Raw genomic sequence first — 16,175 nt, 5'->3', positions numbered from 1 at the left:
GCTGGCCGTTAATCATTGCGCAGTTGCAGGCAGCGACGGTTCAGTCAAACGATGGCAGCAGACGCGGGGCGGCCATTAACAAAAGACCGATGGCGATTAACGGCACGGTGCCTTCAATAAAATACGGGTAAATCATCAGCCCGATGCCCGCCCAGAAGGCGGTTTTGTGTTTCTGGCGTTTGCCGTACAGAAAATAGCCGAAACCGATAGAACCAAAAATCAGGCCGATAAACAGGCTTGTACTGTCGATGGTCATTAATCCCCTCCACAACCACTGGAACACCCGCTGTCACCGGACGAGCAGGAACTGGTGCAGCCACCGCTGCCGGAACACCCGGATGAACAGCCAATGTGGCTGGCGCAGTAGGGTGTGCTGTCGCCCCGGCTTTCGGCGGCGGCAATCAGTGCGCTGCAATCCGGGCGATAGAAAAATCCGTCACTGATTGCCAGCTGCTGGTCGATGGCAAACAGCAGCGGCAGGGTGGCCGGTGTTTTGGCGTTGATGCCTTCGCGCGCACAGGCAATGCGCCACGCACGCTTGATGCCTTCCTGCGCCTGAGTCGGCGAACGCATGGCTTCGGCGGGCGTGTGGTGCAGAAAGCGCCCCAGCGACTGGCGGCAGAAATCCTGATATTTACGCGTGAATAAAATAAATTCGTGCCACGCCACATCCACCACCTGCGACGGCATGGCCACCGGGCGTTTGCCGGCCACATTGCACAGCTGGAAATACTCTTTAAGGCCCGTCATTACCAGCGCCAGCTGGTCATCATCCAGATGCGGGTAACGCTTGTGCACTTTGTTTTTTAACGTCACCGGCAGGGCATACGCGCCGATGCGGCGGCTGTGCACCGACCGCATGATCCGGCGCCGGATTCTGAGCACCAGCGTCAGTACGACGATGGCGGCGATCAGGCTAAACAGGTTGTCGAAAATCCAGTTCATGGGCCTTCCTGTTGTTAATAACCGTGGAGCTAAGCAACGCGAATGTCAGCCGCCGTCGGCGTGTGGGCAGTCGGCGCAGCGGTTGGCCAGCAGGCGCGCCAGTGCTTTGGTCGCCGGTCCTGCGGTCTGCGGATGCGCTTCCACCAGATACAGATCGACAAAGCGGGTGCCATCCGGTTCCAGTGGCAGCACTTTCAGGCGGCCATCACGCAGGTCATCGGCGATCATATTGTCCGGCAGCCAGGAGAATCCCAGCCCACGGCGCACAATGTTGTAACGGGTGCTGGTGTGGGTCACGGTCCAGCGCTGGTGCGAGCCCAGCCAGCCGCCGCTGCTGGCGCGCTTCTTACTGCTGTCGCGCAGCACCAGCTGACGGTGCTGGGTCAGGTCGTCGTAGGTCAGCGGCCGGTTCAGGGTCTGCAGCGGATGGTCGGGGGTGCTGACCGGCAGAAAGCGCGCACGGTAAATGTGTTCGCCGTGCCAGCCCTTTGGAATCTGCGGGGTTACCAGAATATCGATGGTGTCTTCTTCGAGCATTTCGTTGCCACCGCTGAGCACGAATTCTTCCAGATCAATGCGGGTGTCGGGAAACTGGGCGGAAAAGGTTTCGAACACATCAAACAGCATGTCGTTGGGGTAGATGGTGTCGATGGCAACGCGCACCAGCGGCTCGACGCCGCGGCTCAGTGAGTTGGCGACCTTGTCCAGATGCTCGGCCTGATCCAGCAGCTGGTCGGCGCGTTGCAGCAGCAGGCGCCCGTGTTCGGTAAGCACGGCTTTGCGGCCTTCCACTTCCAGCAGTTGCACGCCCAGCTGTTCCTGCAGTTTGTGCACGCCGTAGCTGATGGTCGACTGGCTTTTGTGAATGGCCTCGGCCGCCTGAGCGTAACCGCCGTGGTCCACCACGGCTTTGAACATGCGCCATTGTTCGAGGGTTGTCTTCATGGCTAACCTTTCGTATTGGTCGAATTTAACTAGCGAAAAAGTGCGCTTTTTCTTCTAATTTATCGGATTAAGATGCTTCCAACAACTGAGGAATCATCACCATGAACGTATTCGACGCACTGACCCAACGGACTTCCGTAAACTACTTCGACACCAGCCGCCTGGTAAGCCGCGGCACTGTGCTGCAACTGATCGACTACGCGCAGAAAGCGCCAACGGCATTCAACATCCAGCATACGCGTTATCTGGTGATCACGGACGCCGAGTCGAAAGCGGCCCTGAAAGACATCGCCTACGGCCAGCAGAAAGTGGCCGATGCGCCGGTGATCATTCTGGTACTGGCCGACGAACAGGGCCATTTGCTGATGCCGGACATCGCCCAGCGCGGTGTGGATGCGGGTATTTACGACAACGGCGTGCGCGATTATCTGGTGGGCGCGGTGAACAACAGCTACGCCGCCAACCCGGCCTTCGCCCACGACGAAGCCCTGCGTTCGGCCAGCATGGCGACCATGAATCTGATGACCGCTGCCACCGGTCTGGGGCTGGCCACCGGCCCTATGATCGGCTTTGATGCCCAGCGTTTAAAAGAAGCGTTCCATATCGGCGAGCGCTACACCCCGGCGATGATGATCACCCTGGGTTACGCCCGTGAAGGCAACTGGCCGGGCAAACCGCGTCTGGCGGCCAGTGAAGTGGCGGTGCTGGATGTGCAGGCCGGTGCTCAGCACGCGTTCAGCGTCTGAACCAGCCTTTGATGGCCGCCCAGCGGTTGACCAGCAGGGCGGCCAGAATCAGGGTGCAGCCCAGAATCTGCGCCACTTCCATGCGTTCGCTGAACCAGAAGGCGGCAAATACCGCGGTCCAGACCGGTTCGAGAATCATGATCACAGCTGCGTGGCTGGGCGAAGTCAGACCCTGAGCGTAGGTCTGCAGTAAGAAGCGGGCCGAAGTACCGACGGTGATGCTGAGTGCCAGCCACAGCAGCATGCTGGCGGTGATGTCCGCCGGCCAGTCTTCCAGCAGCAGCGACAGCACCAGCGCCACCAGACCAACCAGCACCAGCTGGATGGCACTCAGCGCCAGTGCAGAAATACGCGCCGCGGCCCGGCTGTTGAGGATAAAGGTCAGCGACAGCAGCAGGGCGGCGGCAAAGAAATACAGCTGCCCCGGGTCCGGATTAAAACCGTGCCGCAGGGCCAGCAGCGCCAGGCCGGTCACCGCCAGCGGCAGTGCAACCCACAGGGTGGCGGCCGGTTTTTCGCGGAACACAAACCAGCTCAGCAAAGGCACCAGCACCACCGACAGGCTGGTGATAAACGCGCCTTCACCTAAGGTGTGGGCATTGAACAGACCCATGATCCACAGGCTCATGGCCACGCCGAACACCAGGCCGACCAGGCCTGAGGCCCGCCATTCGCGGGCGGTTAACGCCGCCAGTGCGCGGCGGCCGGGCACGGCCAGCAGCAGGCCCGCCAGCGTAAAGCGGCAGGCCATAAACAGCAGGGGTGGAAACTCGTGCAGCGCCTCTTTGGAAAACATCCAGCTGACGGCGGCCAGCAGAGTAACGACCAGCAGAATCAGATCGGCGCGCAGGGCGTTGGCCGGTGTGTGGTGGCTGTGAACAGCAGCCTTGGATTGGGATTGAGACGACACAGAATGCCTGATGGAGCGGAAAGAGCGCGGCAGTATTTCACAGCTGCCAAGCCTTGTCGCCGGAGCGGTGTTTCTGACAGCTAAAAACAGCGTTGCGCGCATGAGACAGGCGCAATCCAGACAGAGTGATAAGAGTATCAGGAGGCAATTATGGTAATCTTGCGGGCAGCCAATGAGCGCGGCCGGGCCAACTTCGGCTGGCTGGACAGCGCCCACACGTTTTCTTTCGGTAACTACTACGACCCGAACTTTATGGGCTTTTCCGCCCTGCGGGTCATCAACGACGACCGCGTGATCGCCGGGGCCGGGTTTGATACCCACGGCCACCGCAACATGGAAATCATCAGCCTGGTTCTGGACGGCACCATTGCCCACCGCGATTCTGAGGGCAACGTGGCGCACCTGCCGGCCGGTGAATTCCAGCTGATGTCCGCCGGGCGCGGTATCCGCCACAGCGAGTTCAACCCGTCCGAAACCGGTGGTCTGCATTTTCTGCAGATCTGGATTCAGCCGGACGAACTGAACACGCCGCCGGGGTATCAGCAAAAACGTTTCGAGCGTACCCAGCCGGTGCAGCCGGTGATTACGCCCGATGGCCGCGACGGTACCCTGAGCATCCGCCAGGATACGGTGATCAGCCATGTGCGCCTCGAAGCCGAACGCATTGGTTACGGTTTAAGCGACGCCCGCGCCTACTATCTGCACGTGGCACGGGGTGAGCTGGTGGTGCGCATTGACGGTCAGGAGCTGACCCTGCGCGATGGCGATGGTCTGGCGATTGCCGGCGAAAGCATGATTGATCTGGCGGCCGGCGCACAGGCCGAAGCCCTGCTGTTCGATCTGCCGGCGGTGGATTTTCACGATTAAGGAGTTTTCTTGGATCTGTCTTCTGTGGATCTGACGTTTTTGCTGGTGACCCTCACCGGCGTGCTGATTACCGGCATTTCCAAATCCGGTTTTGGCGGCGGCATTGGTGTGGTGGCGGTGCCTATGATGGCGCCTTTTATCGGCGGCGAAGCGGCCATTGGCATTTTGCTGCCGGTGCTGTTGCTGATGGACGCGCTGACCATCCGCATTTACCGCCGTTGGTTCAGCTGGCAACTGCTGAAGCCCGTTGTGCCCGGCATTGTCATCGGCATTTTTGCCGGTGCGGCCTTGCTCGGCGTGGTCAGCGACCGCGGCGTGCAGGCCATTATCGGCGTCATGGGCATCTGGGTGCTGGCGCAGCGTGTGTGGCCGGCGCTGGGCGGAGCCGGTGCCTCGGGGCAGTTCAAAGGGCATTTTCTCGGTGGTCTGGCCGGGGTTGGCAGTGTGCTGGCCCACGCCGGTGCCGCGCCGATGCAGGCCTATAACCTGACGCTGAAGATCAGCAAAGAAGAGTATCTGGCGCAGATGGCGGTGGCCTTCGGCGTGATGAACGCCATCAAGCTGATTCCGTACGGGTATCTGGGTCTTCTGAATATGAAAGTCGGCTGGCTGACGCTGCTGCTGATTCCCATGGCCTTTGTCGGCACCTGGCTGGGACGCTGGTTATCGAAGCGGGTCGACAGTGTGAAATTCTTCCGCCTGATGATGGTACTGCTGGCGGTGAACTCTGTGTATCTGCTGGGGCGGGCTGTCACGGGTTAAGCGAGGGTGAAGTGCAGATGCAACGGCAGAACCCGCGCCGCAGGCTGCGGGTTCTGCTTGCTGAAGAAAGACAAATCAGTCGAGCCTGATCTCAACCATTAAGTCGTTGGAAATATCTTCCAGCGCTTCGGCCAGTTGCAGGGTGTCGAAATCCTGCGCCACACGCAGTACTGCTTCGGCGCGGAACAGTGGCACGGCCGACATTTCCGCACTGCCACAGTCGGTGGTCAGTTCCAGTACGTTCACGCCATGGCGGGCCAGTGCCTGCGACACTTCCTTCACAATGCCCGGACGGTCATTGCCCACCAGACTCAGGGTCAGATCCATGCTTGGCGCCTGCTCCACGTCGGAACCCTGTTCCGCCGATACCTGAATACCGGCACCTTTAAGGGCCGACAGATCGCTGATCAGCGCGGCGGCGGCTTCGGCCGCAATATCGATGCGCAGAATGCCGGCAAACTTACCCGCCATATGCGCCATGCGGCTTTCCAGCCAGTTACCGCCGTGGCGGGCGATGGTGGCTGACAGCTGTTCCACGATGCCGGGTTTGTCGTCGGCGATGACGGTTACTACAAGAAAATTCGCCATGGTGTGTCCTTCCGTTGTCGTTCTTAAGTCGTGTGCCCCGACACTAACACAGGCTTGGAACAGCGCCCAGTCAGAGGTGAAAGCCGTATTGGGCAAGGGCAAAAGGTTAGCGTAGAATACCGGCCTTTATGTGCCCGGGGCTCCGTGGCGACCATCATCTCTGACAATAACAGGAGAGACGACCTTGAAACCGGTAAATGTAGGTATCTGTGGTTTAGGTACAGTGGGCGGCGGTACTTTCAACGTACTGACGCGTAATGCTCAGGACATCGCACGCCGGGCGGGTCGCGAAATTATTATTGCTCAGGTGGCGACCCGTCACCCGAATCCGAACGTGAACACCGGCGACGTTGCCGTTACCGCCGACGTCATGGACGTGGTGAACAACCCGGCCATCGACATCGTGGTGGAACTGATCGGCGGCTACACAGTCGCTAAAGACGTGGTTATGGGCGCCATTGCCAACGGCAAGCACGTGGTAACTGCCAACAAAGCGCTGATCGCTGTGCACGGTAAAGAGATCTTCGCCGCCGCCGAAGCCAAAGGCGTGAGCGTGATGTACGAAGCGGCCGTGGCCGGCGGTATCCCGATCATTAAAGCCATTCGTGAAGGTCTGGCGGCTAACCGCATCAACTGGCTGGCCGGCATCATCAACGGCACCGGTAACTTCATCCTCACCGAAATGCGCGACAAAGGCCGCGACTTCGCCGACGTACTGGCCGAAGCACAGGCACTGGGTTACGCCGAAGCCGACCCGACTTTCGACGTCGAAGGTATCGACGCCGCGCACAAACTGACCATTCTGTCGTCCATTGCGTACGGTATTCCGCTGCAGTTTGAACGTTGCTACACCGAAGGCATCAGCAAAGTGACCCCGGAAGACGTCGAGTTCGCCAACGAACTGGGCTACCGCATCAAACACCTGGGCGTGAGCCGTCGTACCGACAAAGGCATCGACCTGCGCGTACACCCGACCATGATTCCGGTCGCGCGTCCGATTGCGACCGTGGATGGCGTTCTGAACGCTGTGATGGTCAACGGCGACGCCGTGGGTAACACCCTGTACGTGGGCGCTGGCGCCGGTGCTGGCCCGACTGCTTCTGCGGTAGTGGCCGACATCATCGACCTGGCCCGTATGTTCGACGCTCCGGCAGAAGCCAGCGTTAACCACCTGGCCTTCAACGACATTGAAGACGTTCAGGTTCTGCCAATCGAAGAAGTGGAAACCGCTTACTACCTGCGTATTCAGGTCGAAGACAAAGCCGGCGTGCTGGCGTCAGTGGCCACCATTCTGTCTGAGCGCGGCATCAACATCGAAGCCCTGATTCAGAAAGAACCAAAAACCGAAGACTCGCGCGCGCAGATCATTCTGCTGACGCACCGCGTACTGGAGAAAAAGATGAACGATGCCATCGCGGCCATCGAAGGTCTGTCCAGCACCGTTGGCAGCGTGACCCGCATCCGTGTAGAGCATCTGAACTGATCAGTGCTTTGTGCGGTTAATGCGTGAATAAAAAACGGAGCTTCGGCTCCGTTTTTTATTGTGGTGGTTATGCGTGTATTTAAAATTTGACCTCAGTGATGCTGAATTTGATTTTCACTATTGGACTTTTCTGATGGGTGAAAGGAACCTTCTTTGAATTTAATTCGATACCAGATGTGATTGTTTGGGATTGATGGTTGTTATCGTTGTCCTGTTCACCCTGTTGGAGGGCGTTGCCCCGTCCATACTATCCAGACAGCTCCAACTAATAAACTAATAGGACAGCCATCTTAGGGTTAATAGGAGGAAGCGGCTGCACCGCCTGGCGGCCAATTAAAATAATGAGATTACTAAAGCTCATTGGTTGACTAGGTTGAGATAGTTTTAGTTTTTTGATAAATGTCGGAAACGAAAATTCAGGTTATACCTGATTTATGCGCGGGTGGCGTTTCTTATTAACCAAACGCTGCTATGCAGCGGTTTATTCCAAAGTGTCGTTGGTCGTCCAGATTTTCGCAGACATTGCGCAGCTGATGTTCGTTTCCGGCGAAGGTGCTGAGGCACTGCTCGAACTGCTGCGCCATGGTCAGCCACTGATCTTCGTTGATTTCCAGTTGCTCCAGAATTTTTGTACTTTCAGATGGAATATAGCCGCGTTTATCGTCGCGGATAATCCAGCCGGTTGCATCCACTAATTCCAGATAGTCGGTCAGTCGCTTGGGATGCCTTTGGGTATGTCTAGTCTGGGATTCCCGATGGCGAACTAGATGGTAATGACTGATTCTTATTGCCAACTAATAATTCACCTTTTTATGAGTTGATCGTCTGCTTCAACCTGATGTCGTGCTGCTCAAGCTTTCCGTAACCATGCACGGATACAGGATGAAACCTGTCTTTTGTAATTTTCTTTAAAGCATCCCGCTTCTGCCTACGACGAGAGCCGATCTTGGGTCTGTACTAGGGCAAAGCATGACCACAGCTGTGCGTTGCGTGGGCCACTCGTACAGTGAGCGTGCAGCGAGCGTGAAAGGAGAGTGTTATGACAAAGGCAGGTCTTTGGCTTCTGGCGTTGCTGCCGGGCGTGTGTGGCGCCGAAGTGGCGCTGGATGTGAGTGTGGTGTCTGACTTCCGTTCCTACGGTATTTCTCAGACGGGAAAAAGCCCGGCGTTGCAGCTTGCTCTGGATTACAGCCACGAATCGGGCATGTACCTCGGCAGCTGGGCCAGTAACGTCGACTACGGTAATGGCGACGATACCCGGCTGGAATGGGACTTTTATGGCGGTTATGCCACCGATCTGAACGATGCCGTGGGGCTTGATCTCGGCTACGCCTGGTACAGCTATCACGGCGCCGATTATTCCGGCGATGCGGATTACGGTGAAACCGTCGTCGGCCTGACCTTGTATGGACGCACCAGCGTTTACTGGTTCCATGCCACCGATTTTTCGGGGCTGGGCATTGCCCATAATGTGTTCTCGCTGAGCCATGCCATAACGCTGGGCGATTACTCGCTGGCGGTAACGCTGGCGCACAATCTGTCATCCGATAAAAACGTGGTCGCCTGGGATGAAGACAAAGCCGACTACCAGTATCTGGAGCTGGCCATCAGCCGGGAGTTTGCCGGTTTTAATGTTACGGCTGCAGCCATGGCGACCACCATAGACAACGACTTTAACAGCGATGCTGACCCGGCGTTGGTGGTGTCGGTGAACCGCGGTTTCACGCTGCTGCCCTGAGTTCTGCGCCTGTGATGGTAGGTGGCTGGTGCTTTTGCATGAAAAGCTGGCCTGACTTTTATGTCTAACGATAAAAATTCGGATGGCGTACCGCGCCACTGACCGCTGTGCCGGCATCAGACCCAAAAAGCTGGGCTAGTGTGAAAGGGCGGAGGTGACCCTATGTTGACCAGTATTAAATTGCGCATGGCCGTGTATGTGGTGGCGACGGTAACCGTCGTACTGCTGGTGCTGGGCATTCTCGATTACCGTAACAAATCCGATGCCATGCACCGCCAGCTGACCAAACAAGCCGAACTGGCGGCCACCCGCATGGCCATCAGCCTGCCGGGCTTTATCTGGAACTTCGATACCGCCAGCATTGAAAAAACCATGGAGGCCGAGCTCGAAGCCCCTGTGGTCAGCCGTGTTGCCGTTCAGATCGAACAGGGCGATACCATTACCCGCGAAAAAGACCTGTCGGATAACCAATCCGTTAACCCCGATGTGATTATTAAAACCATGGATCTGATGTTTGCCGATGGCGGTGAGCAGAAGAAAGTGGGCACGCTGATTGTCGGTTTTAACGATTCTGAAATTCTGGTGGCACTGAACAGTACGGTGCATCAGATCATCATTCAGCTGGTGCTGCTCGATGTGATTCTGGTGAGCATGATTGTCTTTCTGGTGTCGCATTCTGTGGTGAATAAAATTTCGGCCATTACCTCTGCCGTTGCTGCCCTGGCTGCCGGGGGCGGTGATCTGACCCGGCGTCTGGATACCAGCCGTGGTGACGAAATCGCTGCACTGGCGCATCAGGTGAATCAACTGCTGGCCGGACTTTCCCAACTGATTGGTTCGGTCAAAGAAACTTCCACCGATCTGTCGCAGATCGCCAGCAAAACCCAGAGTGATATTTCGCTGGTGCTGGAACGCTTCAGCGATCAGAAAGGCGAAGTGGATATGGTGGCCACCGCCAGTACCGAGCTGGCATCGGCCACGCAGAATGTGGCGCAGAACGCCGGCCGGGCGTCGGAATACGCCAGTCAGGCGAACGAACAGGCCGACGCCGGTCAGGAAATCGTGCGCACCGCGGCCGATGTGATCCGTCATTTATCCGGTGAAATCGAAAACGTCAGCGAAGTGATCCGCGCGCTGGAAGCCGAAGGCGCCAGCATAGGCACTGTGTCGGATGTGATTCAGGGCATTGCTGAACAAACCAACCTGCTGGCGCTGAACGCCGCCATCGAAGCGGCGCGGGCCGGTGAGCAGGGCCGGGGTTTTGCCGTCGTCGCCGACGAAGTGCGCACGCTGGCACAGCGCACCCGAGATTCCACCAACGAAATTAACCAGATGATCAGCCGCCTGCAGGCATCGACCGCAGAAGCCGTCGCCGTGATGCATAAGAGCACGTCCTATACCCAGCGCAGTGTCGAGCAGATCGAAAAAGTCGGTGAGTCCATCGGCGAAGTGGTGGGTATGGTGCTGGAAATTGCCCGTATGAACAGCGAAATTGCGCAGGCCTCCGGTGAGCAGAGTCAGGTGATCGACGAACTTAACCGCAATCTTGTGCACATTAAAGAAAGCGCCGACGCGGCCAGTGAGCTGATTGGCAAAACCGCCCGGGCCAGCGATGCCGTTGGCCAGGAGGCAGGAAAACTGTCGGCATTAATGAAAGAATTCCGGGTTTAAATACAATAAATCCAACTCCCACGTCCCACACGAGGATAAGACCATGAAAAAAGCACTTACAACTTTGCTGCTCGCAGCGCCGTTCAGTTGTCTGGCTGGCGTGTCTGCGGAAGTGTCTCTGGTATCGGATTACCGCTTTAATGGCGTGTCACAGACCGATAAAGGCCCGGCGTTGCAGGCGTCGCTCGATTACAGCCACGATTCCGGTATTTATCTGGGTACCTGGGCCAGTAACGTCGATTACGGCAATGGCGATGACACCAATCTGGAATGGGACTATTACATCGGCTACTACCGCGATTTAACCGATGCGCTGGCAATTGATCTGGGTTACGCGCAATACACGTATCATGGTGCTGATTATTCCGGCGATTACGATTATGGCGAAGCCTATGTCGGCGTCACCGTTAACGGCAATACCACGGTGTACTGGAATCATGCGTCGGAATATTTCGGCCTTGATGTGGCCCACGATATTCTGAAAGTGACCCACACCATTCCACTCGGTGATTACAGCCTGATGCTGACTGCCGCTCATAACCAGAGTGCCGATAAAGACATCTGGGCCTGGGATGAAGGCGAAGCCTCGTATCAGGATTACGAAGTGGCCGTCAGCCGTGACTTCAAAGGGTTTACGGTCACAGCCACTGTGATGACAACCAGTATCGATTCCGATTACAACGACAATGCCGACACCACCTTCGTGCTGGGCGTCAGCCGTGGCTTTGAACTGATGCCGTAAGGAGTGGCTATGAAAGCATTATTAGCAGGTTTATTACTCGCGCTGTCGCTGGTGGCGCCGGTGAAGGCCGATAACACGGTCTATCTCACCTCACTGAGCTGGCCGCCGTATTCAGACCCGGATATGGCGCAGCAGGGTGCCAGTGTGGCGGTGGCCAAAGCGGCCTTTGAAGCCATGGGTTACAAACTGGTGGTGGATTTCTATCCGTGGAGCCGCGCCGTGCATCTGGCCAAAGACGGCAGCAGTAAATACGCCGGCTATTTTCCGGAGTATTACAGCGATGACGTTGCCAAAGAGTTTGTGTTCTCGGAAGCAATGGGCTCGGGTCCGTTGGGTTTTGTGCAGAACGCAGCAAAGCCGGTGAGCTGGGGTTCACTCGATGATCTGAAAAAATATCAGGTCGGCGTGGTGAAAGACTATGTGAACACGGCTGACTTTGACGCCATGGTGGCCGCCGGTGCCTTAAAAGTATCGGAAGTGATCAGTGATAAAAACAATATCCAGAAGGCCGCATTCGGCCGTATCGATATGGCGGTGATCGACCGCAACGTACTGGAATACAGCGTTAAAACCGATCCGGAGTTAAAGAAAATCGCCGATAAAGTGAGCTTTAACGACAAGCTGCTGGAAGATAAAAAGCTGTTTGTCTGCTTCAAGCACACGCAGAGTGATATCGCCAAAATCTTTAACGAAGGGCTGACTAAAATTGATGTGGCCAAAATTCAGGCCGATTATCTGGCCGGGCTGAAATAGCCGCTGAGCAGAGTGTAATAACAAAAAAGCCGGCGATTGCCGGCTTTTTTGTTATTACTTTGTTGTTGCGCTGCTACTTTGCTTTTTCGCTACTGCTTTTTTGCGTTACAACCTGAATCAGGCTGGCAGGTGATCTTTGATGATGTCGTACAGCTCAGGCCGGTTGTCGCGGATTTCTTCAGCCGCCAGACCTTCCAGCGAGTGCGGGTACTTCAGCCAGGCGCTGGTTTCGTGAATAAAATAATCGGGTACGCGGTCGGTCTGGTTGCGGTGCGGTTTGTAGTAAGGCACCGCCACGCGGATGTCGTGCGGGGTGTTCAGACGCGCACGGCGTTGCAGTTCATTGACGATGGCTTCGATGGAGCGGCCACTGTCGAATACGTCGTCGACAATCAGCAGGCTGTCTTCGTGCTTAACGTTCTTCACCAGATAATTCAGGCCGTAGACTTTCACTTCTTTTGCCTGATTATCGATACCCTGATACGACGAGGTACGGATGGCGATGTTGTCGGTCTCGACGCCGTGGTAATCGAGGTACTCCTGCACCGCGATGCCAATCGGGGCACCACCGCGCCAGACCGCAATCATAAAGGTCGGACGGAAGCCTGAGTCCAGCACCTGGGCCGCCAGCTTATAGGAATCTTCCAGCAGTCCCTGCGCGGTTAGGTACAGTTTGGCACTCATATTCTTGCTCACTCCGGTTAAAGTCTTTACCTGACCAATTGGTCAGATGTTATCATACCGCTCTGGTCATACCCCTGTCACATAAGAGTAAGTCATGCAGAAACGATTTTTGGACGAAGAAACCGTCATTCAGGACGCTTTCCGTCTGGGCGTGCAGATTTTCGAAAGCGGGTTCCGCCCGACCTTCATCGTTGGCCTTTGGCGCGGTGGCAGTTCGGTGGGCATTTATGTGCAGGAGTGCCTGCAGACGCTGGGCGTGAAAACCGACCACATTGCGCTGCGTACTTCCTACCGCGGTCTGCCTGCGTATCAGAGCATGGTCGAAGCGCCGGAAGAAATCCGCGTGCACGGTACTCAGTATCTGGTGGAGAACCTGAACGTCGACGACGGCCTGCTGATTGTCGATGACGTGTTCAGCACCGGCTACAACATCAGCGCCACCATCAACCGTCTGGGCTCCAAGCTCAAGCGCAACATGCCGACCAACATCAAGGTCGCAACCCTGTATCAGCGTCCGGGTCACAACCGCGTCGATTTCCGTCCGGATTTCTGCCTGCACGAAACCAACGACTGGCTGGTGTTTCCGTACGAACTGAAAGGCCTGACCAACGATGAAATCCGCGCTGGCAAAGACTGGGTGCTGCCGTACCTGCGGTCAGAAAATCAGTCTGAGTGATACCGACGTCTTAGTGCATAGACTTGGTGAATAAGTCGAATCCTGCCACAATAGCGGCCTTCGTAAGTGGAGGCCCCGCCCTTGAACCTTGACCGAATCGATCTCAACCTGCTGGTGTATCTGGATGTGCTGCTGCGAGAAGGCAGCGTCACCAAGGCCGCCCAGCAGCTGGGCATTACTCAGCCGGCCATGAGCAACGGTCTGCGCCGTCTGCGCGAACTGTTCAATGATCCGCTGATGGTGCGTACCTCCGACGGCATGACACCGACCGAACGCGCGCAGGAACTGCAGCCTGTGATCCGCAAAGCGCTGGGCGAGCTGGAAATTGCCCTGCAGCCGCTGGAAGAATTCGACGCTCAGCTGAGCCACCGTGTGTTCCGCATTATGGTCAGCGATTACGCCGAATCGACTCTGGTGCCCGAGCTGGTCAAGCGCCTGCGCACCGAAGCGCCGGACATTATTCTCGACGTATTAACCCCGTCGGATGTGACCTTCAAAGACGTGGAAGCGGGCAAGGTCGACATGGCCATTAACCGTTTCGACGACATGCCGCAGTCGTTCCACCAGATGACCCTGTGGCAGGACGACTTCGTTTGTCTGGTCAGCCCGGAGCATCCGGGCATCGCCAATTTCGATCTCAGCGCCTACCTGTCCAGCAAGCACATCTGGGTGAGCAAAACCGGTATGGGTGCGGGCGTGGGTATCGATCCGGAGAAAGTCATCCGTCTGGGCTGGGTGGATCACGCGCTGGCCAAGATCGGCCATAAACGCAAAATCTCGGTGTTCACCCGTCACTATCAGATGCCGGCGCTGCTGGCGCTGAATAACGATCTGGTGGCCACGCTGCCGCGCAAAGTGGCAGACATGCAGGCGGCGGCAGCTTCGCTGCAGGTGATCGACCCGCCGTTCAAGATTCCGCCGTTTGAACTGAAAATGGCCTGGTCACCGCTGCTGCAGCATCATCAGGCCCACCGCTGGTTGCGCCGCACCATAGTCGACGTTGCTCAGTACTGCTGAGCGGCGCTTTCTTACGCCCTGATCACGCGGCTTTTGATAGTGATCAAGAAGGGCATCCGTTTCCTGCGTTAAGGTGAGTTCAGTCGCTTAAACGCCTTACGCAGGAACCCACTATGACCATAGTACTCCGCGATTATCCACCCATGGCGCAGGACTTCATGAACCGTGAACATGAAGCGTTTGCCCTGTTGCTCAACACCGCCGAACAGGCGCTGCTGATGGGTGAACCGGCTTTACCGCATCTGCAGGCTCTGTACGAACACAGCGTGCATCACTTCGCCCACGAAGAAGAAGAGATGCAGCGTTACCACTTCCCTCCGTATCCGGTACACAAGGCCGAGCACGAGCGCGTGCTGGGGCTGTTCCGCGAACATCTGACCAATTTTGAAGCCACCGGCGACGTCACGCCTGTGCTCGAATTCCTGCTGGAAACCGTGCCCGACTGGTTTGGCCAGCATCTGAAAACCATGGACCGCGTGACCGCTCAGTATCTGTTCCAGCAAAAGGGGGACGCGGCCTGACATCAAGGATGGATGTCAGGCCGGGACTGGGCGCATGGAGCGCCAGAGTGATGGCTCACCTGAGTAACTACGTGCAGTGGCATTTACTGCCGCACTGATGCGTCAGCGGTGTTGAATCCTTGGGGTATTCATTACGTCCGCGTTAATTGCAGGCTCAGGCTGTGTGATTCACCCGCCGCCAGTGTGACCGCATCGTCGGCGGCGTTGGCGGTTTCGACGCAGAACATGCGCTGATACGCATCGTCGGCAAACTGGCTCAGACGTTTCGATTTTTCAATCCACGGGTTCCACACCACGGCGCTGTGGCTGCCCTGACTGCTGAGTTCGGTGCTGTGCTGCGGGGTGATTAACGACAGGCTGTCTTCGCCGAAATAAATGCGGTCGGTTTCGCCGGTAAACAGAATATCGCCGTGTTGTTCGCGTGCTTCCCAGCCTTCCAGCGTTTCCAGATAACGGGCGCCATCAAACCCCGCGACGCGGGTGGCGGTAATATCGCTGGTCGGAAAATAGGTGTGCAGCGCCTGCGAAAACGTCACTGGCGTGGCACCGTCGTTGCTGGTGGTCAGCACCACACTCAGGCTGCTGGCGGTAAAGCGGAATTCGGCCTCAACACTCAGGTTAGCCTGCCATTGCGGGTGGCGGCAGTCGGTCAGGCTCAGGGTCAGCACCACTTCATCGGCGTCTTCATACACCTCAGCTAATGCCCAGTCGCGGGCGCGGGCAAAACCGTGGGCGGGTGCGCTGCCGGCTCCGGCAATAAAGGCCTGTACCGCGGCCGGGTTCATGGCCGCGTTACCAAACCAGGGCCAGCACACGGGAATGCCGCCGCGCACGGATGTACCACGCTGATACGCGGCGTCTTCACTCAGCCATAACCAGTTGCCGGCGTGTTCACCGCCCTGATTGGGTGTGAATTCAATCAGCTGTGCGCCCTGCAACAGCAGGCTGGCGCTGAACAACGGGTGGCGGATTTCCAGGCAGGCGAGTTCGCCACGCGGGCTCTGGCGGACAAACTGGCGGCCATTCAGCAGGTCGGACATGGTCAATTCCTTGAAGAAAGGGGTGGCCGGTGCAGGCCACGCTGAGCGCGATAAAAAAGTCGCGGTATAATCGCACACTTTCGGTTA

General features: G+C 57.1%; 19 protein-coding genes. 11 read left to right on the top strand and 8 right to left on the bottom strand.

Annotated features, from left to right (window positions below; all coding sequences use genetic code 11):
- Positions 1 to 40 precede the first annotated feature (40 nt).
- From ACQUQU_RS10810 to ACQUQU_RS10800, 3 genes are read right to left on the bottom strand one after another with little or no spacing between them, the layout of a single operon-like run.
- On the bottom strand, positions 41 to 256 hold the full coding sequence (locus ACQUQU_RS10810; protein WP_430459696.1) for a hypothetical protein: 216 nt from the start codon (positions 254 to 256) through the stop codon (positions 41 to 43).
- Positions 256 to 945 (bottom strand): glycine-rich domain-containing protein, encoded by a 690-nt coding sequence (locus tag ACQUQU_RS10805; protein ID WP_430459695.1) that lies wholly within the window; start codon positions 943 to 945, stop codon positions 256 to 258. The genes ACQUQU_RS10810 and ACQUQU_RS10805 overlap by 1 nt, the downstream gene beginning before the upstream one ends.
- A 45-nt stretch (positions 946 to 990) precedes the next feature.
- Positions 991 to 1,890 carry a LysR family transcriptional regulator gene (locus ACQUQU_RS10800; protein WP_430459694.1) on the bottom strand — a complete coding sequence of 300 codons (900 nt, stop codon included), beginning with the start codon at positions 1,888 to 1,890 and terminating at the stop codon, positions 991 to 993.
- A gap of 101 nt (positions 1,891 to 1,991) precedes the next feature.
- Here ACQUQU_RS10800 and ACQUQU_RS10795 point away from each other — a divergent pair, with 101 nt between their 5' ends.
- Positions 1,992 to 2,636 (top strand): nitroreductase family protein, encoded by a 645-nt coding sequence (locus ACQUQU_RS10795; RefSeq protein ID WP_430459693.1) that lies wholly within the window; start codon positions 1,992 to 1,994, stop codon positions 2,634 to 2,636.
- On the opposite strand, the gene ACQUQU_RS10790 is transcribed toward ACQUQU_RS10795, so the two are convergent.
- Positions 2,626 to 3,546 carry a DMT family transporter gene (locus ACQUQU_RS10790; RefSeq protein ID WP_430459692.1) on the bottom strand — a complete coding sequence of 307 codons (921 nt, stop codon included), beginning with the start codon at positions 3,544 to 3,546 and terminating at the stop codon, positions 2,626 to 2,628. The two genes, ACQUQU_RS10795 and ACQUQU_RS10790, sit on opposite strands and share 11 nt — an antisense overlap.
- A gap of 150 nt (positions 3,547 to 3,696) precedes the next feature.
- On the opposite strand from ACQUQU_RS10790, the gene ACQUQU_RS10785 reads away from it, so the two are divergent.
- The gene (locus ACQUQU_RS10785; RefSeq protein WP_430459691.1) at positions 3,697 to 4,413 is read left to right on the top strand and encodes a pirin family protein; all 717 of its coding nucleotides are present in this window, start codon (positions 3,697 to 3,699) and stop codon (positions 4,411 to 4,413) included.
- 9 nt (positions 4,414 to 4,422) lie between these two features.
- Complete coding sequence (locus tag ACQUQU_RS10780) at positions 4,423 to 5,175, top strand: sulfite exporter TauE/SafE family protein (protein WP_430459690.1); 753 nt, start codon at positions 4,423 to 4,425, stop codon at positions 5,173 to 5,175.
- Between the two features lie 75 nt (positions 5,176 to 5,250).
- Here the strand turns inward: ACQUQU_RS10780 and ACQUQU_RS10775 are convergent, their stop codons facing one another.
- The gene (locus tag ACQUQU_RS10775) at positions 5,251 to 5,763 is read right to left on the bottom strand and encodes a glycine cleavage system protein R (RefSeq protein ID WP_430459689.1); all 513 of its coding nucleotides are present in this window, start codon (positions 5,761 to 5,763) and stop codon (positions 5,251 to 5,253) included.
- A 184-nt stretch (positions 5,764 to 5,947) separates the two neighbouring features.
- Between ACQUQU_RS10775 and ACQUQU_RS10770 the strand changes: the two genes are divergently transcribed.
- Positions 5,948 to 7,246: a homoserine dehydrogenase gene (locus ACQUQU_RS10770; RefSeq protein ID WP_430459688.1), complete on the top strand. Its 1,299-nt coding sequence runs from the start codon at positions 5,948 to 5,950 to the stop codon at positions 7,244 to 7,246.
- A 455-nt stretch (positions 7,247 to 7,701) separates the two neighbouring features.
- On the opposite strand, the gene ACQUQU_RS10765 is transcribed toward ACQUQU_RS10770, so the two are convergent.
- Positions 7,702 to 7,938: a hypothetical protein gene (locus ACQUQU_RS10765; protein ID WP_430459687.1), complete on the bottom strand. Its 237-nt coding sequence runs from the start codon at positions 7,936 to 7,938 to the stop codon at positions 7,702 to 7,704.
- A gap of 347 nt (positions 7,939 to 8,285) precedes the next feature.
- Between ACQUQU_RS10765 and ACQUQU_RS10760 the strand changes: the two genes are divergently transcribed.
- The 4 genes from ACQUQU_RS10760 (at position 8,286) to ACQUQU_RS10745 (ending at position 12,150) form a co-directional block, all read left to right on the top strand.
- Complete coding sequence (locus ACQUQU_RS10760; protein ID WP_430459686.1) at positions 8,286 to 8,984, top strand: TorF family putative porin; 699 nt, start codon at positions 8,286 to 8,288, stop codon at positions 8,982 to 8,984.
- Between the two features lie 162 nt (positions 8,985 to 9,146).
- The gene (locus ACQUQU_RS10755; RefSeq protein ID WP_430459685.1) at positions 9,147 to 10,655 is read left to right on the top strand and encodes a methyl-accepting chemotaxis protein; all 1,509 of its coding nucleotides are present in this window, start codon (positions 9,147 to 9,149) and stop codon (positions 10,653 to 10,655) included.
- Between the two features lie 43 nt (positions 10,656 to 10,698).
- Entirely contained in the window at positions 10,699 to 11,397 is a 699-nt protein-coding gene (locus tag ACQUQU_RS10750) for a TorF family putative porin (protein WP_430459684.1), read from the top strand.
- A gap of 9 nt (positions 11,398 to 11,406) precedes the next feature.
- Positions 11,407 to 12,150 (top strand): substrate-binding periplasmic protein, encoded by a 744-nt coding sequence (locus ACQUQU_RS10745; RefSeq protein WP_430459683.1) that lies wholly within the window; start codon positions 11,407 to 11,409, stop codon positions 12,148 to 12,150.
- 117 nt (positions 12,151 to 12,267) lie between these two features.
- Here ACQUQU_RS10745 and ACQUQU_RS10740 read toward each other — a convergent pair whose 3' ends face one another.
- A complete protein-coding gene (locus tag ACQUQU_RS10740) occupies positions 12,268 to 12,834 on the bottom strand; it encodes a phosphoribosyltransferase (RefSeq protein WP_430459682.1) in 567 nt (188 codons plus the stop codon).
- Positions 12,835 to 12,928: 94 nt separating this feature from the next.
- Between ACQUQU_RS10740 and ACQUQU_RS10735 the strand changes: the two genes are divergently transcribed.
- The 3 genes from ACQUQU_RS10735 (at position 12,929) to ACQUQU_RS10725 (ending at position 15,048) form a co-directional block, all read left to right on the top strand.
- Positions 12,929 to 13,510: a phosphoribosyltransferase gene (locus ACQUQU_RS10735; protein WP_430459681.1), complete on the top strand. Its 582-nt coding sequence runs from the start codon at positions 12,929 to 12,931 to the stop codon at positions 13,508 to 13,510.
- A gap of 81 nt (positions 13,511 to 13,591) precedes the next feature.
- A complete protein-coding gene (locus ACQUQU_RS10730) occupies positions 13,592 to 14,527 on the top strand; it encodes a LysR family transcriptional regulator (RefSeq protein WP_430459680.1) in 936 nt (311 codons plus the stop codon).
- Between the two features lie 113 nt (positions 14,528 to 14,640).
- Complete coding sequence (locus ACQUQU_RS10725; protein ID WP_430459679.1) at positions 14,641 to 15,048, top strand: bacteriohemerythrin; 408 nt, start codon at positions 14,641 to 14,643, stop codon at positions 15,046 to 15,048.
- Between the two features lie 131 nt (positions 15,049 to 15,179).
- On the opposite strand, the gene ACQUQU_RS10720 is transcribed toward ACQUQU_RS10725, so the two are convergent.
- The gene (locus ACQUQU_RS10720) at positions 15,180 to 16,088 is read right to left on the bottom strand and encodes a D-hexose-6-phosphate mutarotase (RefSeq protein WP_430459678.1); all 909 of its coding nucleotides are present in this window, start codon (positions 16,086 to 16,088) and stop codon (positions 15,180 to 15,182) included.
- Positions 16,089 to 16,175: the final 87 nt, after the last annotated feature.

This window comes from Thalassolituus sp. LLYu03 (assembly GCF_050507655.1).
Classification (GTDB): Bacteria; Pseudomonadota; Gammaproteobacteria; order Pseudomonadales; family Oceanobacteraceae; genus Venatoribacter.
Note: the sequence above shows the minus strand (reverse complement) of the source record. Positions and strands in the feature narration are given on the sequence as shown.